At 35.5% G+C, this 16789-nt stretch carries 24 protein-coding genes; 7 read left to right on the top strand and 17 right to left on the bottom strand.

Annotated elements, in window-relative coordinates; translation table 11 throughout:
* Positions 1–52: 52 nt before the first annotated feature.
* Genes PGQ33_RS08340 through PGQ33_RS08350 form a run of 3 tightly spaced genes read left to right on the top strand, consistent with a single transcriptional unit; the run spans position 53 to position 3048 of the window.
* Positions 53–502, top strand: a complete 450-nt coding sequence (locus PGQ33_RS08340) for a hypothetical protein (RefSeq protein ID WP_004843525.1) — start codon at positions 53–55, stop codon at positions 500–502.
* Positions 503–2443, top strand: a complete 1941-nt coding sequence (locus PGQ33_RS08345) for a DUF1430 domain-containing protein (RefSeq protein ID WP_005608344.1) — start codon at positions 503–505, stop codon at positions 2441–2443.
* Positions 2440–3048: an ATP-binding cassette domain-containing protein gene (locus PGQ33_RS08350; protein WP_005608342.1), complete on the top strand. Its 609-nt coding sequence runs from the start codon at positions 2440–2442 to the stop codon at positions 3046–3048. Before PGQ33_RS08345 ends, PGQ33_RS08350 begins: the two co-directional genes overlap by 4 nt.
* 151 nt (positions 3049–3199) lie before the next feature.
* Here the strand turns inward: PGQ33_RS08350 and PGQ33_RS08355 are convergent, their stop codons facing one another.
* A complete protein-coding gene (locus PGQ33_RS08355; protein WP_004843528.1) occupies positions 3200–3436 on the bottom strand; it encodes a DUF6061 family protein in 237 nt (78 codons plus the stop codon).
* A gap of 318 nt (positions 3437–3754) precedes the next feature.
* Entirely contained in the window at positions 3755–4087 is a 333-nt protein-coding gene (locus PGQ33_RS08360; protein ID WP_008373705.1) for a winged helix-turn-helix transcriptional regulator, read from the bottom strand.
* Positions 4088–4229: 142 nt separating this feature from the next.
* On the opposite strand from PGQ33_RS08360, the gene PGQ33_RS08365 reads away from it, so the two are divergent.
* Positions 4230–4583, top strand: a complete 354-nt coding sequence (locus PGQ33_RS08365; protein ID WP_117824071.1) for a cupin domain-containing protein — start codon at positions 4230–4232, stop codon at positions 4581–4583.
* A gap of 106 nt (positions 4584–4689) precedes the next feature.
* Here PGQ33_RS08365 and PGQ33_RS08370 read toward each other — a convergent pair whose 3' ends face one another.
* The 11 genes from PGQ33_RS08370 to PGQ33_RS08425 all read right to left on the bottom strand — a co-directional run bounded on the left by PGQ33_RS08370 (position 4690) and on the right by PGQ33_RS08425 (position 9489).
* Complete coding sequence (locus PGQ33_RS08370; RefSeq protein ID WP_008373708.1) at positions 4690–4836, bottom strand: hypothetical protein; 147 nt, start codon at positions 4834–4836, stop codon at positions 4690–4692.
* Positions 4837–4907: 71 nt separating this feature from the next.
* The gene (locus tag PGQ33_RS08375; RefSeq protein WP_270205591.1) at positions 4908–5321 is read right to left on the bottom strand and encodes a UvrD-helicase domain-containing protein; all 414 of its coding nucleotides are present in this window, start codon (positions 5319–5321) and stop codon (positions 4908–4910) included.
* A gap of 60 nt (positions 5322–5381) precedes the next feature.
* A complete protein-coding gene (locus PGQ33_RS08380) occupies positions 5382–5567 on the bottom strand; it encodes a DNA-binding protein (RefSeq protein WP_118301011.1) in 186 nt (61 codons plus the stop codon).
* 114 nt (positions 5568–5681) lie between these two features.
* A complete protein-coding gene (locus PGQ33_RS08385) occupies positions 5682–6047 on the bottom strand; it encodes a DUF4411 family protein (RefSeq protein ID WP_270205594.1) in 366 nt (121 codons plus the stop codon).
* A gap of 56 nt (positions 6048–6103) precedes the next feature.
* A complete protein-coding gene (locus tag PGQ33_RS08390; RefSeq protein WP_270205595.1) occupies positions 6104–6175 on the bottom strand; it encodes a putative holin-like toxin in 72 nt (23 codons plus the stop codon).
* Between the two features lie 228 nt (positions 6176–6403).
* Positions 6404–6844 (bottom strand): GrpB family protein, encoded by a 441-nt coding sequence (locus tag PGQ33_RS08395; protein ID WP_243002816.1) that lies wholly within the window; start codon positions 6842–6844, stop codon positions 6404–6406.
* A 94-nt stretch (positions 6845–6938) separates the two neighbouring features.
* A complete protein-coding gene (locus PGQ33_RS16820) occupies positions 6939–7694 on the bottom strand; it encodes an NUDIX domain-containing protein (protein WP_306464917.1) in 756 nt (251 codons plus the stop codon).
* The gene (locus PGQ33_RS08410; protein ID WP_055248363.1) at positions 7694–8329 is read right to left on the bottom strand and encodes an HD domain-containing protein; all 636 of its coding nucleotides are present in this window, start codon (positions 8327–8329) and stop codon (positions 7694–7696) included. The genes PGQ33_RS16820 and PGQ33_RS08410 overlap by 1 nt, the downstream gene beginning before the upstream one ends.
* 287 nt (positions 8330–8616) lie before the next feature.
* Complete coding sequence (locus PGQ33_RS08415; RefSeq protein WP_019163197.1) at positions 8617–8916, bottom strand: type II toxin-antitoxin system RelE/ParE family toxin; 300 nt, start codon at positions 8914–8916, stop codon at positions 8617–8619.
* Position 8917: 1 nt separating this feature from the next.
* Entirely contained in the window at positions 8918–9166 is a 249-nt protein-coding gene (locus tag PGQ33_RS08420) for a type II toxin-antitoxin system prevent-host-death family antitoxin (protein WP_021905858.1), read from the bottom strand.
* Between the two features lie 122 nt (positions 9167–9288).
* Positions 9289–9489, bottom strand: coding sequence for a hypothetical protein (locus tag PGQ33_RS08425; protein ID WP_270205592.1), 201 nt, complete (start codon positions 9487–9489; stop codon positions 9289–9291).
* 390 nt (positions 9490–9879) lie between these two features.
* Between PGQ33_RS08425 and PGQ33_RS08430 the strand changes: the two genes are divergently transcribed.
* The 3 genes from PGQ33_RS08430 to PGQ33_RS08440 all read left to right on the top strand — a co-directional run bounded on the left by PGQ33_RS08430 (position 9880) and on the right by PGQ33_RS08440 (position 11848).
* Positions 9880–10062 (top strand): hypothetical protein, encoded by a 183-nt coding sequence (locus PGQ33_RS08430; RefSeq protein ID WP_270205593.1) that lies wholly within the window; start codon positions 9880–9882, stop codon positions 10060–10062.
* Positions 10063–10427: 365 nt separating this feature from the next.
* Positions 10428–10622 (top strand): DUF3173 domain-containing protein, encoded by a 195-nt coding sequence (locus PGQ33_RS08435; protein ID WP_009265203.1) that lies wholly within the window; start codon positions 10428–10430, stop codon positions 10620–10622.
* Positions 10623–10657: 35 nt separating this feature from the next.
* The gene (locus PGQ33_RS08440; RefSeq protein ID WP_055158674.1) at positions 10658–11848 is read left to right on the top strand and encodes a site-specific integrase; all 1191 of its coding nucleotides are present in this window, start codon (positions 10658–10660) and stop codon (positions 11846–11848) included.
* 305 nt (positions 11849–12153) lie between these two features.
* Here PGQ33_RS08440 and PGQ33_RS08445 read toward each other — a convergent pair whose 3' ends face one another.
* The 4 genes from PGQ33_RS08445 to PGQ33_RS08460 all read right to left on the bottom strand — a co-directional run bounded on the left by PGQ33_RS08445 (position 12154) and on the right by PGQ33_RS08460 (position 16277).
* Positions 12154–12651 carry a nucleotidyltransferase domain-containing protein gene (locus PGQ33_RS08445; RefSeq protein WP_009247521.1) on the bottom strand — a complete coding sequence of 166 codons (498 nt, stop codon included), beginning with the start codon at positions 12649–12651 and terminating at the stop codon, positions 12154–12156.
* A gap of 84 nt (positions 12652–12735) precedes the next feature.
* Entirely contained in the window at positions 12736–14280 is a 1545-nt protein-coding gene (locus tag PGQ33_RS08450; RefSeq protein ID WP_009247522.1) for an ATP-binding cassette domain-containing protein, read from the bottom strand.
* Between the two features lie 453 nt (positions 14281–14733).
* Positions 14734–15111 (bottom strand): TnpV protein, encoded by a 378-nt coding sequence (locus PGQ33_RS08455; protein ID WP_009247523.1) that lies wholly within the window; start codon positions 15109–15111, stop codon positions 14734–14736.
* 26 nt (positions 15112–15137) lie between these two features.
* Complete coding sequence (locus PGQ33_RS08460) at positions 15138–16277, bottom strand: plasmid recombination protein (protein ID WP_019190307.1); 1140 nt, start codon at positions 16275–16277, stop codon at positions 15138–15140.
* Between the last annotated feature and the right edge of the window lie 512 nt (positions 16278–16789).

A 16789-nucleotide genomic window follows, 5' to 3' on the forward strand; every position in this document is an offset into this window, starting at 1 on the left:
AATGGCTGAGTGGTTGGAATTCCAACCACTCTTTTTTGTGGAGTGTATATAAATGAAGAAAAAAATAAAATATATAGGAATTGTTTTGGTTATTTTGTTCTGTTGCTATAATTTATTTTGGTACTTCGGGAGTTATAAACCATATAACGAATTTCAGAAAGACTTCCCTGAAATAGAAGAATCTGGAGTAAAAATTTACACAGATAAAGATGGATTCCAGTATAGTGTGTCTGTCCCTGATTATTTGCTTTGGAATGGAAATCTTGCGATAGCTGAGTCAGATGTTCGATATGCACTAATTATTTGGATAAAACCATTTCACCAAGGAATAAGTCAAGGCGTGCTATTTAATGACTATAAGGATTTGAATACTCAAATTATGTTGTCAAGTAGCAAAAAAGCTGAAGATCAAGAAGATCAATGGATTGTTGATGAAAATAGCACAATATTGACTACGATATTTGAAAAAGCAAATAAAGTATGGAATCTGGGGTTGAAATAAATGAAAGCAATTAAAAACTTATGTTTGTTTTGTTTCCTGATTTTTGGAATACTTATGCAATCTGAAATATTTCAAGATCAGCTTTGGAACTTTTCTACAGCATATTTTACGTCATCACGCTATGAAGTTGCTAGTGAAGATATGTCGCAGTTTCTGAAAGATGTATCAGAAACTGCAACGGAGAATGATGTACATATTTTTTCTCAGTACAATGAAATCAATAATAAATACCTTTCAACACTTCATATTTATGGCGATGATAAAGTAATCAGACAAACATTAAAAAATACTGCAAACATAGAAGAATCAGAATATACCGCTTTAGTTTCCGGAATTACGAAAGTAAAATTTCATAATCTCTCAGAATTGCAAAGTACCTCTGTGGGTTATGAAAACTTTATCTCATACATAGGAAATGAGGACAATATTATCTCTGCATATCAGAAATTATCAGAAAAATATAGCTTAACTTATCCAGAATATTGGAATTCTACGGAAAAGGACATGATTTTTATTATATGGGGTATGATTATTGCATTGATGATTGTTCTAAATGTAATTGAAGTGGTTAGGCGAAAAAAAGAGGTTGTTGTACGAGTTTCCTTAGGAGAAAGTGCTGGTTTCATAGCATTTAAGGCTGCTTTATTCGATGTAACTTTTGACATTGCATTATTTATTGTTGCAAAAATATTGCTGTCAAATTATATATCGGGAGCATATGAGAATAGACTCGTCACAATTTTATATTCCATTGGAATTATTCTTTCCACTATTCCATATTGTTCTTTTTGCTTTTTTGATATTAGAAAGGCATTCGCAAATGCAACACACAAAAGAGGAGTGGATTTTTTAATTTATTCGTTAAAATTTATAGCAGGGGTAGCCGCTGTTTTTACAATTACCACTAATATTAGTAGTATTCATAATAACCTATTTACAAATGAACATTTGTTAGAAGAATATTATGATGCAAATTATTTTACCGTAAAGACTACTGATTTTAATGCTGAAAAAGAAGAAGCTTTTTGGAATAAACTATACAAGAATGAATATAACACATTAAAGCCTGTAATATGCTTGAATATTTTAAATGATAAAAATGATGTGATATATGTAAATAATCATGCAAAAGATATGTTACAAGGTTTTACGAAGCAGATAAATGCAGTAGAGAATGAATCTTCTGATTTGATTATTTTCATTCCAAAGAATAGATATTTTGCTAAAAACAAGCAATTAGCCTATGACTCCTTGAGCCATGTTTTAAATCATGATAATTTACAACAATTAAATATTCAGTACATAGAGTATAGCGAAACAGAATACTTTTCCTATTTAGATACAAGTAGAATAAATGGTATCGAAAAAAGCAAAAATCCGATAATTATTTATCAGGCAAACAAAGATTTAGCAGTCAATGGTGGGTATCTTGAAAGCTATAAAGCAGGAGCAGTTTTATTTCAATGTGATGAAAAACAGCTAAGAAATATCAGCAAAAAGTATGAAGATATGCTTGGAAATTATCAGCTAGTAATTACAAACGTACATGAACAGTATTTATATAATCACACATTTTTAATAAAACTCGTGGGATTTTTAAGTTCTCTTTGTACGATTGTATTGCTTTTAAATATTATGATTATTGTTACAGTAAGTAGACTAGAGTTCCGAGAAAATGCAATGAAAATTTCCTTGATGAAAATCTTTGGATATAGTTTATTTGAACGGCACAAAACACTTCTTAAAATGATTGTAGTGGAAAATTTTGTGATATTAGTAGGTATGCTTATCTATTCTTTATTATCGGTACAGACTGAAGTAGGAATTAGCATTCTTGTTAGTTCATTTATGGCACTAATAGAATTTACAATTATTTTCTTTAATATCACAATTGTTGAAAAAACAAACATACCGAAATCATTAAAAGGAGGTTGCTTATGATAACAATTGAAAATCTATGCAAAGCATATAATGATAAAATTTTGTTCAAAAATTTTCATTTGGAAATTCCAGATAGCCGTTTTTTGGTAATTAGTGGCGAAAGTGGATGCGGAAAAAGTACTTTACTTAATATGATTGGAGGTATTGAAACTCCTGACAAAGGTTCTATTATTGTGAATGGTTTTGATGTGGCAAAAAAAGGAAAAAAGCAGAAATATTTCAAAGAAGTTGTTGGATTTTTATTTCAAAATTTTGCCCTTTTGGAAAACAAAACAGTAAAAGAAAATCTAGAAATAATAAAAAAATCAGGTAGAACGGATATTTCAATAAATGAAGCTCTTGAAAAAGTTGGTTTACAGAAAGTAATTAACAAAAAAGTCTATCAATTATCTGGTGGCGAACAGCAGAGAGTTGCGTTAGCTCGTTTAATGCTAAAGAAATGTTCGATTGTATTAGCAGACGAACCAACTGGTTCCTTAGACAAAAAAAATAGTGAGATTGTTATGAATATATTGCATGAGTTAAGTGAACAGGGAAAAACAGTTATTGTTGTAACTCATAGTGAAGAAATTGTAGCACAAGAAAAGCATGTTCTATATTTATAATTACCCATAATAGAAGAATATGTTCTTTCGGGAGACACCTCCTCTAAGAACATATTCTTTTGGTTAAAATTGATTATAAAGATACTTTTATTTCAGTATATTCGCTATATTGATGGGATATATATTTGCATATTATTTATATGGATAAGGATTATAACTCTAGTGAGTCTTCTGCATCTACCCACATCTGTAAATTACCCTCAAGATATAATCTTGCATATTCCAAAGGCTCATCCACAGCCAATGAAGTAAGCGCACATTCTGATCCGTATGTGGTTTTTAGATTTTTTTCAGCTTTCCAGCAATCAATGCGAAGCATATATCCGGCACTTGTGTAAACATCAATACTATCGTGATTTATGTTGTATTCTGCATAAATTGTTCTCATCGTATCTTATCTCCATTTTCTTTTAATAATCAGTTATAGAGTTAAATATCGAAAACATTTCAATCAGTTCACCATGTCGTTATTGTTATACTGTGTTATGAAATTTTCTTTCCCTTATTTTTTCCCATATTAAGGTTCATGAAAACCAATGTGAGAATATAACACAAGGGAAAGAGTAAGGGAAAGCTCACTTGCTACAAACTTAGTATTTTCAAGGGTTTGCGAAGAATTTGATAATTAAATATAACAGTTATTAAATTTCCTAAAATATGTGAAATATCAACTGGAATTGTTCAAGCTTTTCAAATACTAACGTCCTTAATTCTGTTCAATAATTGATTTATAGTAGTTACCAAAGTCAGCAAGTGAATTAACAATTGGAAGCATTTTTGTTCCGAGTTCCGTTAAGCCGTATTCAACTCTCGGTGGCTGCTCATGGTAATCGTGGCGATATGCCAGCCCATCACTCATCATTTGTCTTAAACTATCTGTCAAAACCTTTTGTGAAATACCATCTATACTTCGTTGTAACTCATTGAATCTCCATGGACGCTCTTTCAAGTTACGCAAAATCAGCAGTTTCCATTTTCCTCCGATAAGAGATACTGCTGTTGCAACTGGGCATTCCGGTAATTCTTCTTTTGCTCGCATAATTCTCACCTCCGAGTCTATTGTAACACATTCATTTTTGAGTGTACAGTTACAAAAAGGTGCGTACTTGTTTTTGTATGTGTCTCACACTATACTAATACCAAGCAACCAGAAACTACAAATTAACTATGGAGGTACTATTATGGCAAATTACACAAAAACAACTATTGGAAAGGAAAACCGAATTGAGCTGCATGAAAAGTTGTCTTTAACAGGTGCAGAAATCAGTTTAAACGAACTACCTGCAGGAGCAAATGTCCCGTTTGTTCATTCTCATAAAGAAAATGAAGAAATCTATGGAATTCTTTCAGGTAACGGCAAAGCCATAATTGATGGAGAAGAAATTAACCTTTCAACTGGAGACTGGCTAAAAATCGCACCTGCTGCAAAGCGTCAGTTTTTTGCATCCGATATTTCTGGAATTACTTATATCTGCATTCAGGTAAAAGAAAATTCTCTGGAACATTTTACAGCAGAGGATGCCGTAATCGGCTAATTAAAAGTATTTATTTACAAAAATGCACAGTTCACGATAAGCTAAGAACTGTGCATTTCTTTTTTGTTCAATATTACGTTTACTCAATTTTTCAAACAAGAAGTTATCAGTGATTATCTTTTAGAAAACAGCCAACTACAGCGACGCCAAATCCAAGAACACCTAGGACATATCCCCAAAAATTATTTGTTGTCACAGCAATTCCTAAAGGTATTATTGCAATCCCCAATAACTCAATCTTAATTCCTTTCATCGCAAATACCTTCGTTACAAACTTGAATTTCTGGATGAGTATAATATGCGGAAAATAAACTTAACTCCATCTTAAATATAGTGCTGAGTTTCACTGCCATTCTTTAACACCATTTTCACCACACCAAGCAATGCTGCAAACAAAACACCTGCAACCGGCCATACAATCCATGTAATATCCCAGCTCATCGTCCAGAAGCTCCATGCAAGGTAAATCGCTGTAGTCAAGCACCAATATACACCAGAAAACGTGTCAGTCTTTTTCTTAAACAGTTTTTCTTCTTTTGTATATTCGCCTTTCTGAAGAAGGGTAGCAATCAATATTTTCTCAGGAAGCACATCTTTTTCAGTTATAAGATAAACAATTCTCTTTACTAATGTATATGTTTTTCCTGTACCAGGGCCTGCAATAATTAATAACGGACCATCTGTTGTTGAAATAGCACTTCTCTGTGCTTCATTTGCGTTTCCAAAATCAAATGCCATATCAGTACCCCCTCTGCATTTAATTATATATTCTCATATATTTATAAATCCTATTTCGTATTACATCTTACTTTTCTGATTTTTCTTGTATCGTCCATCCGCAGGCTTTATTGCATCCGAAGGAATTAACCATGTTTTACCTTTTTTTATTGCGCCTTCAATTCTTCCCTCTGCACATAAAACACCTATTCGACGTGATGTGATATTCCATCTTTCTGATAATTCCACAGTCGTTAAATACTCCATAATCTTACCTCTTCAAAATCATACATAAGTAGAAACATAAAACTAGTTTGATTATACATCGTTTATCGGAATAATACAAACAAAAAAGAGAAGGATTTCTCCCCCTCTAATTCATTACTCCAATACCTCATCTAACATATCATTAAGTTTCATATACTCTACACCTAATGATTCACATACCATTGATATTCCATTATTCTTGTTTCCCTCATCAGTTACTATAACACCATCTTCTAAAATAGCTGTTGCAATCAAAAATGGATCTCCATTTGAGCTTCCCTTTGTTTGAATTTTTATTATTTGTGGAAATTGTTGTAATATTTCTGTAGTCTTTAACTGTACTTCCTTTGATAAAGGCAAAAAAGCATCTTTGTATTCCTTTGCCCATTTTACAATATCATCATCTTTTAATTCTTCAAATATTTCCGAACTTGAAATAAGTTGTCCATTTTCTATAAGTTCATTAAAAGCCTGCCATATATGTGAAAATCCTTAAGGACACCGCCTATCCTGTGGATCAGACAGGATAGGCATTTTTATTTTCGCTTGTTTCTCTTATCGAGAAAGGCAAGCAACGCTACAATCAAGCTACCAAAGGACATCAGCAATGCTAATATCCCAATGAAAATCGAAATGATCTCATTAAGCCGTCATCGGCGCCACCTCCCTTCCTATGTATTCCGGTTGCCCGGTATCATAAAACTCGGGAGGCTACCACTACGCTCCGCTCCGGTCGGCGCTAAACAAGCGTCCCCCGGACGCTTAACGCCCTGTCATGGGTACTTTCCTTAGATAGTATCCTAACATAAGAACTAATGCTTATGCAAGGGAAAAAATTATTGGTTATCAAGAATAATGTCTATCATATCTTGCTTTCCATTAGTGTATGCTACTCTATCATCTGCATACTTACTTTCCAATTCTTCCTTTACATTCTGATACTGCAAAGCCATATTCTCATTATCATTTAGATAATCTCTGAAATGAATATAATTTTTCCACTCAGTTCCGTTCCATTTCACAATATGAATATGGTGCGTTCTTGTATCATTTTCCATATCGCCCATTACATAAAGAAGCTGACATTCCACATCTGAACCACGATAAAATATTCCCACTTGTCGTAATTGCTCATTATGTAACATTACTTTATCAAAATCAGTTACCCCAACGACAATATCAATAATCGGTTTTGCTTTAATTGCCGGTATTGCTGTACTTCCAATATGCTGTATATCAATAGCATCATCTCCTAATATAGATTTAAGTATTTTGATTGTTTAAATGGCAGCCTCATCCCACTGTTTATCATGTGGTTCAAGCTGCACTATTCCTCTTTTTAATCCTAATGACATAGCAATCTCCTTAATATTACATCACAATTTCACTGTCGAAATATTGTTCCTGAAAATGAATCTGTCTCCTGATTTCTTCCTTTGAAAAAGTTACTCCGTCTGGCACAACTACCCACTTTTCTTCTATATCATCTTTTCTCCGAACAATGGCAATAATTTTACCTGTAAACTTCTTTACTGGTTCATTTACACCTAATATATAAGCGTCCTGCTCTTCTCCATCTGGTGCCATAACTCCTTCAATGTAACCATAATTTATTGGATAATACATATCCTTATATTCAGGATGATAACTTCCTAATGGTCTATCGACTGTGACAGTTACTGTTGCTCCAATTATAGAATTATTTTTTACCTGTAAATACTTCTCTATCAATTTCGGCTGTATCAACGGATATGTCCAGTTCTCAGGCAACTCATCCATAAGCACAACTTTCTCCATTTCGCTATGTAATTCTTTCGCAAACTCTGTTATCTCTGCAAAGCAAAGCAGTCCAAATGTTTCTTCACCAGTATCATTTACTCTAGTCTTACCTGTCACCGAATATACGCATATTGGTTTTATCTCAAATTTGATAGCCCCAGTCTCTTCCTGCAACTCCCTTTTAGCTGTTTCAAAAATATCCTCCCCAGCTTCTCTATGCCCTCCCGGCACTTCATATGTATCTCTTTCTTTATGTTTGCAAAATACCCACTTGCCGTTACTCTGTGAGATAATTACTGCAAATTTCAATAGTTCATCATTAACTGTATCATAAAATTTTACTTCCATCACATTTTCCCTTCCCATTCCAGCATAAACTCATTCAGAAATTCCTGCATTACAACCTGTCTATGTTCTGCCAGTTTCTTTCCCTCAGTCGTATTCATCATGTCTTTCAACAAAAGCAACTTTTCATAGAAATGATTAATGCTTGTAGAATCTTGATTATTCCGATACTCTTCTTTGTTCATTCCCATTTTAGGTTTTATTTCCGGATCATAAATCTTTCTTCCCCTACTACCACCATATGCAAGTGTTCTGGCAATTCCAATAGCTCCTATAGCATCAAGTCTGTCTGCATCCTGCACACATTTTCCTTCTATGGTATCAGGTACGACTGAATCAGCTCCTGCAAATGAAACTTCATCTATAATTTTGCATACCGCCTCTATCCTTTTACCATCTATTTTGTTAATTGTCATAAAATCAACTGCATTTTTCTTGGTAGCATAAGTGTCCGGAGAAAGCTTAATATCGTCCACATCATGTAACAGAGCCGCCAACCGCACTGTTTTAACATCTGCATTTTCCTGTTTTGCGATTTTAGTAGCCAGTTTATATACTCGTATCGTATGATAATAGTCATGTCCACTACTGTCTCCCGAAAATATACTTTTTATAAATCTCTTTTCATTATCTGTCATCTTTTCTCCTAATCAACCTAGCAACGCAATATATTGATTTATGAAAGTCATTACTCTCCCCACAAATAAAGCCAAACCAGAGCCATTTGATAAAACAAATGCCGGAACCCCGCATAAATACAGGCTTTCGGCATTTTAGTCCGTTATTCAAACTCGCAAATAAAATCTCGTCACTATACACTTTTGTATAGTAATTATGGTTCTATCTGGTTTTATATGTGTTCCACTGTCCAAAGTTCCCAGGCTGTACTGAACGGTGCTATCAATTTGTTATCACATCTCTGTTATCAATCAAAGATTCTCGTGATATCCTGATATCGGTTAACTACACGATAAATCTCTACATATTCGTTACCGACCTTGTAGATAATCACATAATCTTCCCATATCGCATATTTATAATCTGTCCGAAAGCTGACTCTTTTAGAAAGATCCGATCCCATTCCAGGAAACATCTGAAGGTTTTCAAATTTACCGTAAATTTCCTTTATGGTCTTTGCTGCATATTCTTCGTTATCTTCAGCAATATAATCTCGGATGTTTTTCAAATCCTTTGCAACAATCGGATTGATCCGCAATTTTAACATCTTATTCCCCCACAAGTGCTTTCAGTTCGTCCAGATCCAGCCAACCTTCGCCATCTTTCACTGCTTCTTCAGCTTCCTGCAGCTTCAAGAGAAGCTTTTTCTCTGCACGGTCACGCTCATAATCTTCAATATCCATGACAACGAAACGTCCTCTGCCATTCTTGGTCAGATATACCGGTTCTCCTTTGTGACAGTTTTTTAGGACTTCGTTATAATTTCTCAAATCAGATACTGGTAAAATATTTGCCATATTCTTTCAGCTCCTTCCTTTGATTTCAAATTGTTTCTTCTACTTTTATTATACACAAAAAGCTGTAAAATTCAACGTAGATTTTTATAGCTCTTATCATTTCTATATATTTTTATCACAATCTATTTCAAATATTGAGCAAAAATCGCCTCCAGTTCTTTATTCCCTTTCAAAAATTCATACTCTTCTTTATTTTCAATTTCTGTAGCTAATGCACGAACAAAATTATTTCCGACTCCTGAAAAAGATTTTCCCTGTACTGTATCCGCATATCTGTAATATAAAGGTGATTTCACCATCTTCCATGGCTTCTGTGACTCCATCAACACTTCTTTTATCAACTGAATACATTTTTCTACATCCTTTCGATACACGGCAATGATAGCACATATACTATGGTTTTACTAACTCTGTTTGCCATGATAACACTGTGTGCATTACCGATGTTTTTTGCTTTTATTTTTCGTGATATGGGGAAAACACTGACAGTTTCAATGGTTTTATTTTTTGTTATGATTTTTTTGCTGAACAGTGAATCTGCACAAATAATCAGCAGAATAATACCAATGGGACAACTTAGGTTAATTTCATTGCAAAAAGTCTATTCGACAAACTTTTGCTTGTTTGTAGATTTTTTATGGAATTTTATTTTATATTTCATTGCAGGTAGTGCTTTTTTACATACAGACTTGAAATAACCGGAGGTGTTTTTTATGGATAAATTATTAAAACTGGAAAAATATCAGTTGTTACATAATTCTATTTACTGGTGTGGTATGATTGGAATATTTATTTTAGGATTTTTTACAGCAGATACTTATGTTACAGAGGTCATGGGACCGACAGAAGAAATTGCTTCTTCTCTTGCTGATATTTTTAATGGAACAGTTCTTTGACAAGTGAATAAAGCAGTCAGATACGTTTGTGCTTGCAGTGAGCCATCAGAGGTTGTACGCCGTGACTTTTCCAATCGGGAGATAGCGATTCATGCAATGATCTGGGAGCGACCGTTGGAAAAGTCGTTCTGCCATGACCTGCAACACAGGATAATGATACACCCGTATGACACGGTTCAGCCCACAGGAATGGGAATGGTTGAGATACCAGCGGAGCTTGCCGAAGCCGTCTGATTGCTTGTAAAACTATCTAACAACGATTTTGCAAGAAAAAATCATCTTAATAGAGCTTTTTTGCTCATCATTTGATATACTGATAGACAAGATATTGAGATTTCCTTATCTGGTCTATGGAAAGGAGGATTATGATTACCGTAACAAAAAAAGACCTCATAGCACTAGGTTATGGAACTTCTTTCTCGGCAGACATCATAAGAAAAGCAAAAAAACTTATGATTGAAAAAGGGCATACTTATTACCAATCCCGTAAATTGGACAGAGTACCCAAAGAAGCCGTGGAAGAATTATTAGGGATTACATTATCAGACACAAACGATTGATTGTACTTCTTGCATATCATGTAAGGAGTGAAATCATGGCAAAAGACCCTATTAAGAAAGCAGATAACGGAACTTATTATTTCAGAGCTAATTTAGGCTACAATCCCATTACCGGAAAACAGATACAGAAATACCGAAGTGGATTCAGAACGAAAAAAGAAGCAAAGGAAGAATATTCAAAACTGGTGTTAGCTTCTACCGAAGAATTAACAACAAAAAAAGATGGCGTTTCTTTTCAGCAATTTATAGAGGAAACCTACCTGCCATGGTATAAAACACAGGTAAAAGAAAGCACTTATCTTAATCGTGCTACTACCATCAAGAAACATTTTTCCTATTTCTACAAAATGGAAACAGACGAAATCGAACCTATCCATGTTCAAAACTGGCAGTTGAAACTTGCAAAAGATTTTAGCCCTAATTACATTCGTATCGTACAGGGAATGCTTTCTATCGCATTTGACAGAGCTATTGTTCTTGGAATTGCGAAGAAAAATCCTTCTCGTATGATAGGCAATATCAAAAGCAAGAAAACCAAAGTTGATTTCTGGACATTAGAAGAATTTCAAAAGGTTATTTCCTTACTCTGTAAGAAAGACTATTATGAACATTATCTGTTTATATCGTTCTGGTTATTATTTATGACTGGTATGCGAATTGGCGAAGCGTCAGCATTACATTGGTCAGACATAGATTTTGAAACAGGCTTGCTTAGCATTACCAAAACATTATATTACCGAACAATGACGGACTATAAATTCGTTGAGCCGAAAACACAGGCAAGTATCCGTACTATTTATATTGATTCAGATACACTCAATGAGCTAAAGGCTTGGCAAAGTGTTCAGCAACAGGTTCTTCCCGATTGTCCACTTGTACTAAGTTATAACGGAACTCCAACCAGTAAAACAACGCTTCCCAGAGCTTTGGAAAAGTTGTCAAATTTAGCAGGTGTTCATCGTATTAAAATTCATGCCTTGCGACATTCACACGCTTCATTGCTTATCAGCATGGGCGAAAATCCTTTACTTATCAAGGAACGTTTAGGACATGAAAAAATACAGACAACACTCGGCACTTATGGTCATCTGTATCCAAATACGAATCTTGAAGTTGCTAAAAAGCTGACTGGAATATTACAAGTACAATCTGCTACTGAAAGCATTGCTAATTATACCAGCAATCAACATACAGCAATCTATCACAGAGCAGTTGAAGAAAAATAATGCAATGAAAATGCAATCCTATAAAGGAAAAGCTGTAAAACCCTTGTAAACAAAGGCTTTACAGCTCAGCTTCAACTATTCAAACTCTACAAAGACTAACGCTTTTTGTTTAGGAATTATTCTCTGTAATGTTTCTCGTTCTTTTGATTATTTGATATATCCATATTATCCTGCCTATACGAGCTAATGTTATCATTTTGTTATCGGCATTGATAACACCTACTCGATAACTGTGGATAATAACTATATGTAGCATGTCAAATTATAAGCTATTTTGCTTAGAGATTCAACACAAAACTGAAATTTTACTTTTCCTTATATTCATCTGGTATTGCTATTTGAAATGTTTCACACAACAGCATCACATCATGCACATCATTTTTATCGTGTTCATATCCCAAATGAAGCATTACCTGACTCAATGGTTCAATACAAGAAACAGTTATATCTCCAACTTTTCCAATACCGGAAAAAGTTTTTGATGGAAATATATCTCCCTCATAAACAATTCCGTCATCTGTAAATTCAAAACAATGTAAATCAATGATTCTTTGTTTATCATCTTTCCAGACAGTATGACCATCCGTTGTATAATCAGTATTTACTTCCTCAAATCCATGCTGCTTAATCACATAAATATAATCATGATAATGTTTCAGTTCAACAAACAAATCAATATCATTGTGTATTCTTGATTCTCTTTTAAGAAGTGCATCAACACCCCATCCGCCATCTAAATATACTTTAATTTCGTTTTGCAAAGCATATTTTATAATTTCACATGCATCTTCTGTACGTACCATAATCTATCCTCCAAATTCAAATCTTTGTATGCTTTCCAACTCACTAAAAGCCTGAAATTTGTCAGTCTTTCATCCTTTTTGTTATCAATCACCAATTAGCTGTAATCCATTAGGATTTAGCTGATATATTTTATCGCACACCTCTTCAATATACTTTCTATCGTGAGAAATGCTAATGACAGCCCCCGGAAATTCTCGGAGCATTTTTCTTATTACCGGACCGGACAATGGTGAAAAATTTCTTGTCGGTTCATCCAGAATAAGAACATTTGCACCACTTAAGCTCATCCTCAAGAGAAGCACTTTCGCCTTTTGTCCGCCTGATAACTCCCGAATCGGATGCTCCATTTCATCTGGTGTGTATTTAAGTGAACCAAGGTATGTTCTAATTCTTGTACGCTCTTCTTTATCTCCTGTTTTATCAAGGTAATCAACCGGTGTAACATCCAAATCCAGCAGGTCTTCATAAGTTTGAGGCATATATTCTGCTTTAATGTCATTCCGATTTAGGAGTTCTTCCGCTATCTTTTTTAGAAGAGTCGTTTTTCCTGCCCCGTTGGCTCCTATCATACAGATTTTTTCTGAACCTTTTATTTTTAAATGAATTCCTTCTGCTAAAATTCTTTTGCCATCCGGAGTCACAAGCTTTGAAAGTTCATATTCTATGACCGTTTTTCCTGCGGGAATGTGTGAGTTTTCATCCCCTAATTTGACAAAGATTGCTTCTTCCTGTTCCGGCATCTGAGTCATATTTTCATCTTCTTTTTCAAATCTTCGTTCCATTGCCTTAACCGTATGCATTTTGTCCTTTAAGTTTTTGGCAACAGACGGTGCTTGTCTGGTACAACTTCTTAATGCACCTTGTACACTCTGCATAACTCTTTGATATTTTTCATCGCGAATCTTTTTCTCCCTACGGTCACTCAGTGCCCGCTGTTTTTGGATTTCAAATTTATGAAGCCGTTCTTCCACATAGCGTCTATAGGGAAGCTTTGCCACGGTATATCTCGCCTTTGTTTTTCGTATAATCTGCTCGATATGTATCACCATGTTGGCAGTACGCTCTATCAGCGTTTCATCGTGTGAAATAAAAAGCACAATGTGCTTCCAGTCATTTATGATTTTTTCCAGTAATGTAAGCGTCGCAATGTCGATGTCATTGGAAGGTTCGTCCAACAACAGCACAGAAACATCGCGAATGAAAAGCCTCATAAGTTGTGTCTTGACTTTTTCGCCTCCTGAAAGACTACCCATTGTCTGGTTACTGTAGAAAAAATCATTTTTCATTCCAAATTTTCCCGCAATAACAGACAATTCTTTAGGCGTTTTCTCCCAGAATATTTCCTCTTCAGAAAAATATTCGTATATTGTTTTTTCCTTATCTTCATCGAGCATCTCCTGCGGAAGATAACCAAGACGTTCGTGTCCCATTATCCTTTCCCCATCTGCTTCTATATAGTTTTCTACAAGCGACGGATTGTATATCCACTTCATTAATGTCGATTTCCCATTTCCCTCTTCTCCAATAATAACTGCCTTATCTCCATCATTTAGCACAAGGTTGAAATCATTAAGAATTATTCTCAGGTCTTTTTTATGTGTTAAATTTAATTTTTTTATCTGCAACATTAAAGTTTCTCCTTTTCGAAGTCTGAGCCAATTATTATTTTGAACACACAAAAACGAGTCTTTTTTGCATACGCAAAAATAGACTCGCTAAATAGACCCTTATTTCTTTTCCAAAAGGAAAACAAAGGAAATGCCTCTTGCGATAATCCAACTTAAGCGTACACAAAACAAACCTATTCTCTACAGGCTCAATAACTATATGTGTCTTACTTAAATCAAATTATCTATTAATCATTTCCTCACCTTACACAAAATGTGCCTTTCTTTCTTCTAATGGCAATACTATCATACTGTATTTTTTGTGTCAATACATTTCACCTTATGGAAGTGCAAATTAAAATTTTCACTTCCTAATTATACATCCAACCATTACGAAATTCAATCTTTCACAACCTCTTTACAACCACAACCACAGCACTCCAGCAAACGCAGGAGCACCATACCGTAAAACGCTTATGTGTAAATCAACTCCGTTCCTACAACTTCCCTCACACAAGCCTGAATATTATTCATTCTTCCAATCCATTCGTAGGGATTATCTTTCTTTAATTGTTCCGTCACATCTTGTCTGTCGGCATATTCCTTTACCAGTCGAAGAAACATATCCTCTGCTTGCTTATCGACTTCTGCAAGATAACTATGCAGCTTTCCGCTTGTCAGCAGGTTCATATATAACACTTTATAGTGTTCCTTTAAATGCCTTGCATGTCGTTTCCCCCATAAACCAATCGGCTCTATTTCTTCTTCGGCTGGTACTGTGATGTTCGGCAATAAATAATCACCCACCTGTCTATAAGTTCCGCCCATTTCTTCAAAAATTGTCTTTGTCATTTTCCTTTTCCTCCTGTGATTTTTGTCTATCGTGATCGTGTATTATCACGCTTGCGACCTTTAACTGTTCTTGCCTGCTCCAACAAATCATCTATCTGTTTGCGACCAAAAACCTTACGGAGCAGGCTGTAATCTTTATTTTCTGCTTTTAGGATTTTGTTTTCTTCGGTCAATCTTTCATTGACTTTCTCCAAACGCTGATTGGTGCGGTATAACTGTGCATTCGCTGTATTCAGCCTATGATAGTTGTCCCACCCCTCAAAGCAGCGGGCAAGCACCGTTTTGACAAGTTGCTTCAATTTCCTTACAACCGGCTCTGCCATTTTGGTTTTATATGCCTTTGCAGTCATAAATTTCTCTGGTTCTGGCAACTGATATTTCGGTGCAGTATCAAGCTCTATTTCAAGATTTGACAGCTCGTCTTTTGCCTTATCATAGTTCAATACTCGTTCCGACAACACATCAAATTCAATCTGTTTCTGCTCGATTTTCGCACCTAATGCCGCCACTTCTTTTTCTCTTTCCTGCTTTTTATAATCCAAAACAGAAAGATGTTTTTCGTGTGTGCCTAAATGTTCCCACTCAATCCCATAACGTTCCATCACCGCCGCAAGCTGTTCTTTTTCGGACTGTATCCATTGCGACCACTCCGTATCGCCACGACTGCCGCCCTTAAAACCTTGCGTTGCAAGAGCCTGCTTTAGTGACACTCTTGTATCAAGTCCACGCTTGCTGCCTGTGGTAAAAGGTACAAAATCTATGTGCAGATGTGGTGTAGCTTCATCCATATGCAGATGAGCCGAGAACACCCGAAGCTGTGGATTTCGCTCCTGAAAACCCTGATAGTATTCATCTAAAATCTGCTTTGCCAGTTCTCCGTTTTCCGTATCGGCGTTCATATTTCCCTTACCGCCCACCTGTAAAATGATTTCGTGGAACGGTTTTTCCTGCTTGGAACTTCGGATTTTTTCATAATAATCTTTTATCTTTCGGTCTGACCTTATCTGCTTGGCATTGTATCTTTCCAATGCTTCATCAAACAATTCGTGATAAACTGTCTTTATATTTTCATTGCAGTAGTCGATATTGAGATGAGTACGAGTTCCGTCTACATTTTCTGCTCGGAACTTTCGGCTATTGTGATTGACCGAGCCTTTACCGACCATTGCACTTATCGTTCTCTGCATTTTTTCATCTCCCATCTGTAAATTTCAACATTCTCAGGTTTTGTTACTTTTGTCAAAAGTAACGCAAAAGCACTTTTGACGGGTACACCCATCAAAAATGCGACCTGTAAACAGGTTTTGCGTTCTCCGAAGGCTCTCCGAGGGGTGAGCGTGTGCCGGTGGCACACACGCCTGCGAACCGACCGAGCCAGCAGGCGAGACCAAAGAGCCGCCTTTGAAAAGGCACTCTCTGCACACTCCCCTAAACTTTATCCGGTGTCAAAGTGTGACGATGGTGACAATGTTTTTCACAGCGTGCTGCTCTCAAAAACATTGACACCTTTGACACCGTTTGTCACGCCGTCTGCTCGGTTTCTTTCCAAAGTGAAACCTTTCTTCCGTCGTGTGTGCGGCTGTTCTGATAACGGATACCGTAATCACGAAACAGCCTGCTTCTTTTCTTTGTTCTTGGAAGTTTCCACTGTTTCCATATACACATACGTATTCTGTGG

The sequence above is a fragment of the Coprococcus sp. AM100_B19A genome (assembly GCF_027662015.1).
GTDB classification, from domain to species: domain Bacteria; phylum Bacillota; class Clostridia; order Lachnospirales; family Lachnospiraceae; genus Allocoprococcus; species Allocoprococcus comes.

Coding starts and splice junctions, on each gene's coding strand:
- PGQ33_RS08340 (WP_004843525.1), top strand. CDS start 53: ATGAAGAAAAAAATAAAATATATAGGAATTGTTTTGGTTATTTTGTTC.
- PGQ33_RS08345 (WP_005608344.1), top strand. CDS start 503: ATGAAAGCAATTAAAAACTTATGTTTGTTTTGTTTCCTGATTTTTGGA.
- PGQ33_RS08350 (WP_005608342.1), top strand. CDS start 2,440: ATGATAACAATTGAAAATCTATGCAAAGCATATAATGATAAAATTTTG.
- PGQ33_RS08355 (WP_004843528.1), bottom strand. CDS start 3,436: ATGAGAACAATTTATGCAGAATACAACATAAATCACGATAGTATTGAT.
- PGQ33_RS08360 (WP_008373705.1), bottom strand. CDS start 4,087: ATGCGAGCAAAAGAAGAATTACCGGAATGCCCAGTTGCAACAGCAGTA.
- PGQ33_RS08365 (WP_117824071.1), top strand. CDS start 4,230: ATGGCAAATTACACAAAAACAACTATTGGAAAGGAAAACCGAATTGAG.
- PGQ33_RS08370 (WP_008373708.1), bottom strand. CDS start 4,836: ATGAAAGGAATTAAGATTGAGTTATTGGGGATTGCAATAATACCTTTA.
- PGQ33_RS08375 (WP_270205591.1), bottom strand. CDS start 5,321: ATGGCATTTGATTTTGGAAACGCAAATGAAGCACAGAGAAGTGCTATT.
- PGQ33_RS08380 (WP_118301011.1), bottom strand. CDS start 5,567: ATGGAGTATTTAACGACTGTGGAATTATCAGAAAGATGGAATATCACA.
- PGQ33_RS16820 (WP_306464917.1), bottom strand. CDS start 7,694: ATGGAAGTAAAATTTTATGATACAGTTAATGATGAACTATTGAAATTT.
- PGQ33_RS08410 (WP_055248363.1), bottom strand. CDS start 8,329: ATGACAGATAATGAAAAGAGATTTATAAAAAGTATATTTTCGGGAGAC.
- PGQ33_RS08415 (WP_019163197.1), bottom strand. CDS start 8,916: ATGTTAAAATTGCGGATCAATCCGATTGTTGCAAAGGATTTGAAAAAC.
- PGQ33_RS08420 (WP_021905858.1), bottom strand. CDS start 9,166: ATGGCAAATATTTTACCAGTATCTGATTTGAGAAATTATAACGAAGTC.
- PGQ33_RS08425 (WP_270205592.1), bottom strand. CDS start 9,489: ATGGAGTCACAGAAGCCATGGAAGATGGTGAAATCACCTTTATATTAC.
- PGQ33_RS08430 (WP_270205593.1), top strand. CDS start 9,880: ATGGATAAATTATTAAAACTGGAAAAATATCAGTTGTTACATAATTCT.
- PGQ33_RS08435 (WP_009265203.1), top strand. CDS start 10,428: ATGATTACCGTAACAAAAAAAGACCTCATAGCACTAGGTTATGGAACT.
- PGQ33_RS08440 (WP_055158674.1), top strand. CDS start 10,658: ATGGCAAAAGACCCTATTAAGAAAGCAGATAACGGAACTTATTATTTC.
- PGQ33_RS08445 (WP_009247521.1), bottom strand. CDS start 12,651: ATGGTACGTACAGAAGATGCATGTGAAATTATAAAATATGCTTTGCAA.
- PGQ33_RS08450 (WP_009247522.1), bottom strand. CDS start 14,280: ATGTTGCAGATAAAAAAATTAAATTTAACACATAAAAAAGACCTGAGA.
- PGQ33_RS08455 (WP_009247523.1), bottom strand. CDS start 15,111: ATGACAAAGACAATTTTTGAAGAAATGGGCGGAACTTATAGACAGGTG.
- PGQ33_RS08460 (WP_019190307.1), bottom strand. CDS start 16,277: ATGGTCGGTAAAGGCTCGGTCAATCACAATAGCCGAAAGTTCCGAGCA.